Genomic DNA, 12,999 nt, shown 5'->3' with positions numbered 1-12,999 from the left:
TCTAGAATAATCTCTCTTCACCAGCAGATTTAGCCAAACGATTTGCTATGAATATTAAAGTCACACTAATTACGCTTTTGAATATACCTGCTGCCGTTGCTAAAGAATAGTTATTTAAACTAATACCATATTTTAACACGAAAATATCTATTGTTTGTGATACTTCCTGTACAAGACCATTACCTAAAAGATATTGAACTTCAAATCCTGCATTTAATATATTACCAATGTTCATTATTAATAATATAAATATAGTAGATTTAATTCCTGGCAATGTTACATGAAGCATCTTTTGAAATCTTCCTGCACCATCAATTTCTGCTGCTTCGTATAAATCTGGACTTATAGCAGTAATTGCTGAAAGGTAAATAATACTTCCCCAACCCACTTCTTTCCATACATTTGTTATACCTACTATTCCCCAAAAATATTTTGTGTCTGCAAAGAAATTAATTGGCTGATTAATAATATTAGTTGCTAATAAGAGTTGGTTTATAATACCACCATCTGAAGAAAGAACATCTGCAACAATCCCTGTTACAATTATCCATGAAAGGAAATGAGGTAAATAAGATACTGTCTGAATGAATTTTTTTGATAATATATTTCTTAATTCGTTAAGTAATAGTGCAAATCCTATTGAACAAATAAATCCTAATGTTAAATTTATCAAACTCATACACAATGTATTTCTTACTACTTTTAAGAACGTTGGATCTGAAAATAAGAATTTAAACTGATCCAGTCCACACCACGTTTGGTCAAATAACCCTTTTGCAGGTTTATACTTTTGAAATGCCATAAGCCATCCTGCAAGAGGAAGATAATTGAAGATAAATATATATATCAAAAATGGAATAGACATGATAATTAGTGTCTTTTGTTTCATAATTTTCTTAAATAAATCTTTTTTAGGTTTTGTTTCTACGTTTAAGCTAAGATTTTTCATTTCTGCTTCCATACTATTTTCTCCTTTAATTTATTTTAGTAGTAAGGGAATTCTAAAAATCTTCCCTTATTACTAACAATTTTTTATTTACTTAATAATTCAACTCTTCTCTTAACTTCTTGTGTCAATACATCTTCATATGCTTTAACGTCTGCTTGAGTAGTTAATGTTGTTGTATATTCATTCCAAGTTGATTCAAAATTTGAAGTCCCTGACATTACAACTTTTGGAAGCCATTGTTTCTTAATATCATCCATCTTTTGTGATGCAATTCCTGCTGCAGAATCTGCAGTTAAAGTATTAACATATGAATAAATAGGGAACCAAAGTTCATTTTCTTCTGGTGGTGGATTTAAAAAGTCTGCAAATGTTTCATATCCATAAGCATCAAGAATCTTCTTATCTGTTTCACTTAATGTAGCACGGAATTCTTCTGGTTGCTCTCCTGGAAGTATAGTATTAATTCCATCTGCTTGCATTCCTTTATAGTTAGGGAAGTAAGAATATGCACACATATTAGCATTAACCCAATCTTGATTTTTAGAATTATCTCTTTGTTCTTCAGTTCTATAAAATTTACCATTTTCATCCACTTTATAGTCTACGTCTTTTTCCCCCCATGATCTCATTGTTATTACTTCAGGATCTAATAAATCATTTATAACTTTTAAAGCTCCTTCTACATCTTTACAACTTGTTGATATACCAATACCACTACCAGCATTAAACTCTAGTTTGCTTCTATAGTGCTCTGTAACATTTGGGTCAATAGTTAAACCTAACGGTACATAAGTTCTTTCATCTTTGCCTTGTTGCTTTAATGAATTTTCAGCATTTTGAAATTGCCAATGTTGATCAACCATACCAAGAACTCTACCTGTAGAGATCTTGGAAATATATTGGTCATATGATGATGTGAACGTTTCTGGATCTATATTTCCTTTAGCATATTGCTCATTTAATATTTTAAAATATTCTTTTGCTTCTGGAATTGTATTATAATTTTTAGCTGTTAATGTATCTTTATCTATAATGGCTTTACCATCATTAGGATATCCAGCTACAAATTGTGGAGGATTTTCTAAACAGAAATATCTCCAATCATCAGAAAGAATCTCAAAACCTATAGTAGGTTGTCCATCTATTGTTGGGTTTGCTTCCTTATATGCTGATATTAAATCAAAATATTCCTGTACTGTTTTTATTGTTGGATAATTTGCCCATTCTAAAACAGCTTTTTGAATCCAAAATGCTTCTGATCCCATATTGGTATCTGTTTCTTTTCCTTGAACTGTTGAGAATTGATTTATATAGTAAATATGACCATCAGGTTGTGTTAACCTTTTTCTATCTTGTTCAGATAAGTACTTGGATAGATTTGGATATTTATCTATATAATCTTCTAATGGAATAAGTGCGCCAGCATCAATCAATGCTTGTGTTGCATCTCCTGCATCTATAAAATCTGGATATTCGCCCCCCGCAACCATAACACCAATTCTTTCTTTAGCAGTTTGTCCAGTAAGCCATTGTTCATCAACTTCTGCTCCAATTTTCTCTGTTATTAATTTTTTCACTCTATTATTATCTGGAATTTCCTTTCCAGCTGTTGCAAAAAATGCTGTGAATTTTTTTACTCCACCATCGGATGCTGAACTATTATCAGCATCCGATTTACTACCACATCCACCCAATGCACCTACCAAAAACATAGTTGTCAATACTAAAGCTAATAATGATTTTGTTTTTTTCATTTACCTTTCCCCCCATACTAAAATCACATTGATTTTGACTATTATTTGTAAACGTTTGTTACAAATATATTGTATCATCCATCTTTATTAGTTACATCATAACTTTCTATATATAAAATACCAAAAACTATAGTTTTTATAATCAATATATTTTTCTATTCTTCTTATCGCTTATTCCACTTATTCTATAAAAGTACGTATTTATAATGTCTCTCCATTCTTTAGCACTTTCTAGTTGTACATATAAGCCATTTAATATACTTTCATAAATTTCTCTATTTAGTCTCTCTTTAATTTCTTTTATTGCATCAATGAATTTTTCTACTGTTTCATACCCTTCAAAGTGACTATCATAAATGTGCTCAATCACAGTCTTATTCGATTTTAATATATGATTATAAGAAACATGATGAAAAAATAATAATAATTCATCTGGACATGAATATAAATTATTATATCTGCTACTAAGTGGTTCGTTATATTGATTTACATAGCCTGTACCAGTTTCCATTGTTCTATCTATCCCAATTCCTTTGCAGTCTGCTCTATGATAAGTGCCCCAAGAAGAAAACTCATAGCCATTAACATCTGGTCCATAATGATGTCCTGGAGCTACCATCCATCCTATTCCTAAAGGAGATGTGTAATTTTCATAAGCTTTCCATGAGTTCATTAGTATATATTCAATATTTTTCACAACTAATTCATCATCACCCAAAGTAAGCTTAATCCATTCTTGTGCAATTTGTTCACTGCTTATTTCACTATTCCATATAATTCTTCCATAACCATATAGATTGGCTTGTGCTAATATACTTCCTGTCCAATTTTCATCATTCCCTACATTAACAACACCAGCAATTCCTTCTATTCTATCAGCTACAGAGCTATATTCATTATTTGCATATGTTTCTGACTCTAAAATTTCCTTCCACCATGGAATCAAGTAGCATACATGCTTTTGTTGTCCTGTATATTCTTGAGTTATTTGAAATTCCATTAGCATATTTGTTTTGTCTAATTTCCCAAATAAAGGTGATATAGGTTCTCTAACTTGAAAATCCATTGGTCCATTTTTTATTTGTAAATATACATTATCTAAAAATTCACCATCTAATTGAGCAAAACATTCAAAAGCTGCTTTTGCTCTATCTGTTCTTTTATCTCTCCAATCCTGTCTACAGTTATATACAAAACACCTCCATATAAGCTTTCCACCATAAGGTTGTAATTCTTTTGCTAGCATATTAGCTCCATCAGCATGATTACGGCCATAAGTAAATGGTCCTGGTCTGCCTTCTGAATCTGCTTTAACCATAAAACCACCTAAATTGGGAAGTACACTATATACATATTTTATTTTTTCTCTCCACCACTTAATTACATTTTCATCTAAAGGATCAGAAGTATCTAAATCTTTTAATGTTATTGGTGATGCAAAATTTATACTTAAATAAGTTATTATTCCATATTTTATCATTATGTCACTTATAGTTTTTACAACATCTATCCTTTTATTTATTAGTTCAGTTTCTAATGTGTGTACATTTGTGTTATTTATTGTTATAGCATTTATTCCAATTGAACAAAGCATTCTAGCATAATCATTTATTCTATCTAAATCAGAAGCTACTTTGTAATCATCATTAAATGCATCTCTTATTAAATCATAAGTTGCATTTATTCCTATAGCAGCCATAATATCTTTCATTTTATCTTTATTTCTTACACTTTCATATAATATAGAACTACCAGAAAATCCTCTTTCAACAGTTCCATCTAAGTTATCCCAATGATCTATCATTCTTATTGATTTCGATGGATTATCTATTATTTCTTTATTATCTAAATCTGTACCTTGTTCCAATAATCTTAATAAAGCAAAACTTCCATAAAGAATACCTTCTTCATTAATAGCACTTATTGTTATATTAGAAGCTTTTCCTTCTTTTAATTCATGTTTTATAATATAACCATCTTTAACTATTCTACTATCTTCTATTAATCTTAAAACTATATGATCTTCCTTTATTTCATATTCAAAAATATTAGACTTACTCTCTTCGAAATCACATTGTTTTAAAGCAACTTCAAATTCATTTATAGCAGACTTAATTAAACTTGTATTACTTTTCACTACTATGTTTTTAAGATAATTTGAATATTTACTCTTTTTTACTTCTCTATGACTTAACCAGCATAAATACATATTGCTTTCTTTATTCACCATAATAAAACCCCCTTTTATTTAAAAGAGCTATATCAAAACAAATAATTTTACTACCACTTAATGTTCTGATAGAGCTTCTCATATTTTATTTTTCTATATTTTAGAATCTTAATTCAAATACTTTATTAAAGTGATTCTTACTGCGCCATTACACCTTACAAGCTCCTCAAAATAACTTTCTATCATTTCACCAATACCAGCTTCATATAAATTAATTCCAAAAGTATTTTCATTAGAAAGAATAGGATGTAATTCTTTTGAAAAAGGTCCCTTATCTCCAATTTTTATATCTTTAACATATTCTCTTAATGTCTCTAACATTGGATCACTACTTAATATAAATTCTTTTCCTTCATCATTAATTCCTAATAAATATCTACACCATCCAGCTATAACTAAAGGTATAAATGTCAAGTCTTTTACATTTAAACTATCATGCTTAATATATGATTTGATTGTTTCACCAAAACGAATACCTAACTTTTGTGATGTATCTGTTGCTATTCTTTGAGGTGTATCTGGCATAAATGGATTTGGTAATCTAACATTTAATACTTCATCTATAAAATCTTTTGGCTTTATTATTTCTGGATCAACGACTACTGGTAATCCCTCTTTATATCCTATGTTTTCAATAAGTAATCTTAATTCTTTATCATTCATTTCTTGATATATTTTTGTATGTGATAATAAACATCCATATATAGCTAATGCTGTATGAAGCGGATTAAGGCATGTACATACTTTCATCTTTTCTACTCTATCTACAGTAGCTCTATCTGTAAATTTAACTCCAACCTCATCAAGCTTTGGTCTTCCATTAGGGAATGCATCTTCTATAACTAAATACTCTGATTCTTCAGCATTTGTAAATAAAGCAGCATAAGTATTTTTAGTTGTTATTATAGGATCTACATTTTCAATTCCATCTTGTATAAGGCTTTCCTTTACATTATCATCTGGTCTTGGGGTTATTTTATCTATCATACTCCATGGAAAAGAAACTAATCCCTTATCATTTATATAATTATAAAATCCTTCTTCTACTAATTTATTTTTAGTCCATGCCTTAGCAAAGGAATTTATTGCATTGTAAAGCTTTGTTCCATTATGAGAACAATTGTCCATACTTACTAATGCTATAGGTTTCTTACCGCTTAAATATCTTTCATAGCATAATGCAGATATCTTTCCGATATAGCTTTTAGGATAATTTGGACCACTAATGAAATCGTCTTCAACATCTGTAATTAAATTTCCATTTTTATCATTAATACTATATCCCTTTTCTGTTATAGTGAAACTTACCATTTGTAAAGAATCTGCTTTAAAAATTTCTTTTAATCTTTCAAAATCTTTTTCATTTTGACTATCAGCCTTTAAAGCTTCTACAACACTAGCTACTACCGTCTTTTCTATTTGCCCATCAGCTTTTAAAGTGACTAATAAACTTAGATTATCATGTGGCTTATTCATTTTATCTATAATTTCATAATCATAACCCTCTGCGACTATTATTCCTGTATGCTCTTTACCTTGTTCTAAAAGTTTTTGCTGTAATAATGCTGGAAATGATCTGAATATATTTCCAGCGCCAAAATGTATCCAAGTTGGATTTTCCTTTGTATTTTTTATCGCTTCATTTATATTAAATTGTGGGAGCTTTATGTTTCTTTCAGTCCACGCTTCGTAGTTTAAAATCCCATCATAGTTTAATCTTAACATATACAACCATCTCCTAAAGTTTAGATTAATCCTCTTTATTTTTATGTTCTTTCATATTACTTAACTATAACCAATAATTACATTATTTCACTTCGAATTACTCACCTTATTATTTGCCTAGCTTTTGTAAACTTTCTAGTATTCCATTTAAATATGCTACTCCAAGTGCTCTATCATAAAGCCCATAACCTGGCATTGACTTTTCTCCCCATATAGCTCTTCCATGATCTGGTCTTACTATTCCATTAAAACCAATTTCATATAATGTTTTCATAATTGCATACATATCTAAAGAACCATCAGAAGATAGATGTGCAGCTTCATCAAATTTTCCCTTACCTAAATGCTTAATATTTCTAACATGTGCAAAATGAATTTTTCCTTTTAGAGATTTTATGATGTCTACAATATCATTATTTGGATTTGAACCTAAAGACCCAGTACATAATGTTACTCCATTACATGGACTATCAACCATTGTAACTAATCTTAACAAGTTTTCTTTACATGTCATTATTCTTGGCAATCCAAATACAGGCCAAGCTGGATCATCTGGATGTATTGCCATCTTTATGTTATATTTTTCGCATGTTGGCATAATAGCTTCTAAAAAATATTTTAAATTACTAAATAATTTTTCATTATCCACGTCTCTATATAATTCAAACAATTCTTTAATTCTAGCCATACGTTGTGGCTCCCATCCTGGCAATTCAAATCCATTAGATTTAGAATCCATAGATGATAATAAATTCTCTAGATTTATCTTATCAATTAATTCTTGGTCATATGATAAAACTGTAGATCCATCATTTCTTACTTTTGCAAGATCACTTCTTGTCCAATCAAATACCGGCATAAAGTTATAGCAAACAACATCAATCTTCTCCTTACCTAACCTTTCTAAAGTTGTAATATAATTTTCAATGTATTTATCTCTATCATCGCTACCAACTTTAATAGAATCATGTATATTAACACTTTCTATTCCAGCTATTCTTAACCCAGCATCCTCTACTTCTTTTTTTATAGCTCTTATTTTTTCTACTTTCCATACTTCACCTGGCATAGTATCATATAAAGTTGTTACTACACCTGTAACTCCTGGTATCTGTCTTATTTGTTCTAATGTAACACTATCAAACTTTTTACCAAACCATCTTAAAGTCATTTCCATTGATAATCACTCATCCTTTTCATATTTTAATAAAATAATAATCATTGTGGTTTTTAGAATCTTTACTTAATAATTCACATTGTTATACTCTTAATCAGCAAGTATTCTAGGATTTATTTATTCCTTATTCTATAATTCTAGCTATTTATTATTTGACTTTACAAGTTGTTACTTATATAATTATAGACAAAATTTATCATCTTAGGAGTTTTATATGTTAAAATACGAAGCCTACCATTTTGGTGAAAATAACCTATTTTCTTCTTTTCATAATTACAATTTTAACTATACAAAAAACTTACATAGAAGCTTTGAGTTTGTTTATGTAAAAGAAGGTAATATTGAAATATGTATAAATACTAGAAGTTTCACTTTAAAAAAGAATCAATGTGCACTCATATTACCTTATGAATCACATTCTTTTTCAACTAAGGATTACTCTGATTCATATATCTGTGTATTTTCTCCAGAATATATAAGCACTTTTAATAATATGGCATATGGAAAATTCTTAGAAAACCCTGTTTTTGAACTTTCAAATATTTCTCAAAATTTAGTAATTAACAATATCTTTAACCCAAATAATAATATTCTACAAATTAAATCAATACTTTATCTTATTTGCTATGAACTACTTGAGCAGACTACATTATTAGAAGCTACAAAAACTGATTATGAACTTCTTCATAAGATTTTAAACTACATACAAGAAAACTTTACAAAAGATATTTCATTAAATCATGTAGCTAATAAATTTGGATACAGTTATACTTATATCTCTAAATATTTAAACAGTATTTTAGGTATCTCTTTCAATGATTTTATAAATGAAAATAGAATAAGCTATGCTATACACTTGCTAAAAAACACAGATTTGTCAATTACTGATATTTCTTTCTCGTGTGGCTATTCAAGTATACGGTCATTTAATCGAAATTTTCTAAAAATAGTAAATACTACTCCAAAGAACTATAAAAATAACTTAATAAACAAAAACATAACCTAGATATTTTTAAAAAATTAATTAATAATTTCTTACAATTAGAAAAGAAGAAAACATTAATATACCTTCTTCTTTTCTAAAAATATCATATCCATACTCACCTTTTTTAGAATTACCTTTTTGTAAAATTTTTAATATATTATTTATTAAATTGTGGTTTTATTGTATAATATCTGTAAACCTTTCATTAAGATAATAATGATTTATTATAGTATTTTTGATTTATTTTTCCCCGAAAATAATTTGCTAACAATGAAAGGAGCCACTTATGAAAAAAGATTTTTATGATCAGCCACTTTTCACAATTTCAAACTATTTTATTGCATATTTTTTAAACAGTATTTATTTCTCTTTATGCAATATATTACTAATTTTTTTCTTTCTTTTAATAGAAATATCATCAGATAATTTTAGTTTATTTTCATTATTTGTTGCGCTTATACCATTAGGACCTGCATTAGGTTCACTTTACTGCACAATGGGAAAAGTAGTGCGGGAAAAAGAATTATTTTCTTCTTCTTACTATTGGAAATCTTATAAAAATAACTTTATATCATTTTTAAAGATTTGGATGTTTTTTCTTAGTGTCATTTATATCTTGCTATTTGATTTTATGTATTTTTACTTAAATTCACCACAAACTCAACTTTATTGGATCTTTATGATACTAACTGTACTTTTTGCATTATTAGGCACCTATGCCTTTTCAATAAATTCTAGATTTAGAATTACATTTAAAAACTTGATTATTTTATCAATTAGTTGTATGTTTAAGAATTTCGGTACAAGCATCTTAAAGTTCGTAATTATGGGAATCATATATTATTTGTGTAAAAATCTTTCAATTGGATTTTTACTGTTTATTCCTGGTGCAATATGCATGCTTTTTTATTACTATGATAAAGCCATATTAGATAAAATAGAGAAAACATACATTTCTTCTAGCTCCTATTAAAGAGATTAAACTAATAATTCCTCTAAAATATAAAGACTGCTAAGAATTATTTTCAAAAACCATTCTTAGCAGCACTTTTATATATTTATCAATTTATTATCGTTCTATATTTTTACTCTTTCCTATAAAGCTCATTAATTTATCATAATCTGGATATCCCTCACAATCACCTTTAACAAGTGTTGCCATAGCACCTACACCATTAGCATATTCTCCTATTTCTTTTAATGATAACTTTTCTAAATATCCACATATTATTCCAGCTGCAAAACCATCCCCTGCTCCTGCAGTATCTGCAATAATATCATGAACATCATATCCATTTACAACAACGCTTTCTTCTTTATTTTTTAAATAACATCCATTTGCGCCTAACTTTAAGCAAACTAATTTTGCTCCTTTTTCTAGAAAGTAATCACAAATCTCATCTTTATCTTCTAATCCTAAAAGAAGCTGTCCTTCATCTATTCCTGGAAGAACTATATCCGCATGACTTGCTATATCTAATAGAACTTTTTTAGCTTCTCTAATATCCCATAACTTTAATCTTATATTTGGATCAAATGATATAAGTACATTATTCTCTTTTGCAATCTGTATTGCTTTATAAACTGCTTTTCTACAAGATTTTGATAATGCTGGTGTTATTCCTGTAATATGAAGAATCTTGGAATTCTTAATATATTCTTCATCTATATCTTCTTCACTTATATTGCTTGCTGCTGAATTTTTTCTAAAATAATACACATTCGGATTTTTACCTTGGTAACATTCTTTAAAAAGTAATCCACATGAATTTTCTCTATCCACAATAACTCTTGATGTATCTACACCTTCACTTCTTATTGTATTCAAAATAAACTTTCCAAATTCATCATTTGATATTTTAGAGAACCAGCCAATACTGTGATTAAGTCTTGAAACTGCAATTGCAAAATTTGATTCAGCGCCACCTAATGATTTAGTAAATGTGTTTATATGTCTTAAAGGTCCATTACTGTTAGGAGCTAAAACAACCATAGATTCTCCAAAAGTTACAACATCCATAACTACTCTCCTTATTTATTATAAGTTTGATACAACTTTATTACCCACTTCTTTTGGAGATATTTTTGCGTTTTTATAAGCATCTACAAAACGTTTAGCTGTTTCTTCTATTAATTTATAGTCTCCATATTTCGCTCCTTTAGTAAGATCTCCACCAGTTCCTACGGCAACTGCCCCTGCTTCTATCCACTCATGCAAGTTTTCTACGCTTACCCCTCCTGTTGGCATAAACTCTCCCTGTGGAAGCGGACCTTTAAAAGATTTTATTACTGATGGTCCATATAAATTTGCTGGGAATACCTTCACTATATCCACACCATACTCGAGAGCTATTATTGCATCATTAACAGTCATAATTCCAGGCATAACTGCTATCTTATACTTATTACAAAGCTTTAATGTATCAATATCCACGCTTGGACTTACAATAAATTGAGAACCTTCTAAAATACATGCTCTAGCTGTTTCTGAATCTAAAACTGTCCCTGCTCCAATTACCACTTCATAATTATCTTTATATTTTTTTGTTATTTCTCTTATTAGATCTATTGGATTTGGAACTGTCATTGTAAGTTCAATTATTTTAATTCCACCCTTTATAACTGCATCTACTGTTTTAATTGCCATTTCAAGAGACTCACCTCTTATAACTGCAATAACTCCATTTTCTACAATCTTGTTTAATACAACTTGCTTTTTCACTTTTACACCTCACTTACTTTATATATTAAAATACTCTTTAGCATTGTTATAGCTTATATCTTCAATAATTTTCCTGATAAGTTTTTCATCATTTGGTACTTCTCCATTTTCTACCCATTCTCCAACTATATTACATAGAATTCTTCTAAAATACTCATGTCTAACGTAAGATAAAAAACTTCTTGAATCTGTTAACATACCTACAAAAGAATTTAATAATCCCATATTAGCTAATGTTTTAATTTGATTTTCCATACCAATTTTATTATCATTAAACCACCATGCACTTCCAAACTGAATTTTTCCTTTTATATTTTCACCTTGAAAACATCCGATTGCAGTTGCAATCCAAGCATTATCATTTGGATTTAAGCTATATATTATAGTCTTTGGGAGCTTATTTTCAACTTCTAAAGAATTAAGGAATTTTAAAAGTGATGATGCAAATTTCTCATCATTTATAGTATCAAATCCTGTATTTGGACCTATTTTATTAAACATCCTTTTATTATTATCTCTTATACAATTACAATGTAATTGCATTGCCCAATCATGATCATAATATAACTTTCCAAGATATTTTAATGTATATATTTTGTATTTATTTTCTTCTTCTAAAGTTATTTCTTCTTTATTTAGAGCTTTATCAAATATTTCTTTTACTTCTTCAATTGATGCCTCTATATATTTAGGAAAAGAATCCAATCCATGGTCAGATATCTTACATCCAACTTCATTAAACTTTTCTACCCTCATTTTTAGTACTTCCAATAGTTCATCATAAGTATTTATTTTTAACCCACATATATCTTCTAATCTTTTTAGGTATTCTACAAATATATCCTTTTTTATTTCAATGATATTGTCTGGTCTAAATGTTGGCAATACCTTTGTTTTAAAAGAGGTATCCTCATTTATTTTCATGTGATACTCTAAAGTATCTGCTGGATCATCAGTAGTGCAAAGACTTTCTACATTTGATTTACTTATTATTTTTCGTACACTAAACTCATCGCTTCTTAATAATTCACATGTCTTTCGCCATATTTCAGGAGCACTTTTTTCATTTAGAATTTCTTCTATTCCAAAGTATCTTTGTAATTCTAAATGAGTCCAGTGGTATAATGGATTTCCTATTGCACTTGAAAGTGCTTTTGCCCATGTTAAGAATTTTTCATAATCAGTAGATTCACCACTTATATATTTTTCTTCAATTCCATAGCTTCTCATTAATCTCCACTTATAATGATCTCGATAAAGCCATAATTGTGTTATATTTTCATATTTTTTATCTTCAAATATTTCCTTAGAATCTATGTGTGAATGATAATCTATTATAGGTAAATTTACACAATAGTTATGGTATAGTTTCTGAGATGTCTCATTATTCAATAAAAAATTTATATCCATAAACTTTTTCAAAAAATCATCCTCCTTTATTGCGAATCTTTAAATTT

Annotated in this window: 10 protein-coding genes; 2 read left to right on the top strand and 8 right to left on the bottom strand. The window is 28.5% G+C overall.

From position 1 onward, the window contains the following. Position 1: 1 nt before the first annotated feature. The 5 genes from BN2920_RS04155 to uxuA all read right to left on the bottom strand — a co-directional run bounded on the left by BN2920_RS04155 (position 2) and on the right by uxuA (position 7,835). Complete coding sequence (locus BN2920_RS04155; protein ID WP_058293768.1) at positions 2–961, bottom strand: ABC transporter permease; 960 nt, start codon at positions 959–961, stop codon at positions 2–4. Positions 962–1,032: 71 nt separating this feature from the next. After that, the gene (locus tag BN2920_RS04150) at positions 1,033–2,703 is read right to left on the bottom strand and encodes a type 2 periplasmic-binding domain-containing protein (RefSeq protein WP_058293767.1); all 1,671 of its coding nucleotides are present in this window, start codon (positions 2,701–2,703) and stop codon (positions 1,033–1,035) included. A 142-nt stretch (positions 2,704–2,845) separates the two neighbouring features. Continuing rightward, the gene (locus BN2920_RS04145; RefSeq protein WP_058293766.1) at positions 2,846–4,933 is read right to left on the bottom strand and encodes an alpha-glucuronidase family glycosyl hydrolase; all 2,088 of its coding nucleotides are present in this window, start codon (positions 4,931–4,933) and stop codon (positions 2,846–2,848) included. A 108-nt stretch (positions 4,934–5,041) separates the two neighbouring features. Then, the gene (locus BN2920_RS04140; protein ID WP_058293765.1) at positions 5,042–6,658 is read right to left on the bottom strand and encodes a mannitol dehydrogenase family protein; all 1,617 of its coding nucleotides are present in this window, start codon (positions 6,656–6,658) and stop codon (positions 5,042–5,044) included. Between the two features lie 109 nt (positions 6,659–6,767). Beyond that, positions 6,768–7,835, bottom strand: coding sequence for a mannonate dehydratase (gene uxuA, locus BN2920_RS04135; RefSeq protein WP_058293764.1), 1,068 nt, complete (start codon positions 7,833–7,835; stop codon positions 6,768–6,770). 214 nt (positions 7,836–8,049) lie between these two features. Here uxuA and BN2920_RS04130 point away from each other — a divergent pair, with 214 nt between their 5' ends. Beyond that, a complete protein-coding gene (locus tag BN2920_RS04130) occupies positions 8,050–8,841 on the top strand; it encodes a helix-turn-helix domain-containing protein (RefSeq protein ID WP_058293763.1) in 792 nt (263 codons plus the stop codon). Positions 8,842–9,106: 265 nt separating this feature from the next. Then, positions 9,107–9,793, top strand: coding sequence for a DUF624 domain-containing protein (locus BN2920_RS04125; RefSeq protein WP_058293762.1), 687 nt, complete (start codon positions 9,107–9,109; stop codon positions 9,791–9,793). Positions 9,794–9,889: 96 nt separating this feature from the next. Here BN2920_RS04125 and BN2920_RS04120 read toward each other — a convergent pair whose 3' ends face one another. From BN2920_RS04120 to uxaC, 3 genes are read right to left on the bottom strand one after another with little or no spacing between them, the layout of a single operon-like run. Further along, on the bottom strand, positions 9,890–10,840 hold the full coding sequence (locus BN2920_RS04120; protein ID WP_058293761.1) for a sugar kinase: 951 nt from the start codon (positions 10,838–10,840) through the stop codon (positions 9,890–9,892). Positions 10,841–10,858: 18 nt separating this feature from the next. Further along, positions 10,859–11,542, bottom strand: a complete 684-nt coding sequence (locus BN2920_RS04115) for a bifunctional 4-hydroxy-2-oxoglutarate aldolase/2-dehydro-3-deoxy-phosphogluconate aldolase (RefSeq protein ID WP_058293760.1) — start codon at positions 11,540–11,542, stop codon at positions 10,859–10,861. Positions 11,543–11,560: 18 nt separating this feature from the next. After that, on the bottom strand, positions 11,561–12,964 hold the full coding sequence (gene uxaC, locus BN2920_RS04110) for a glucuronate isomerase (RefSeq protein ID WP_058293759.1): 1,404 nt from the start codon (positions 12,962–12,964) through the stop codon (positions 11,561–11,563). Between the last annotated feature and the right edge of the window lie 35 nt (positions 12,965–12,999).

The sequence above is a fragment of the Clostridium neonatale genome, from assembly GCF_001458595.1.
GTDB lineage: Bacteria > Bacillota > Clostridia > Clostridiales > Clostridiaceae > Clostridium > Clostridium neonatale.
Note: the sequence above shows the minus strand (reverse complement) of the source record. Positions and strands in the feature narration are given on the sequence as shown.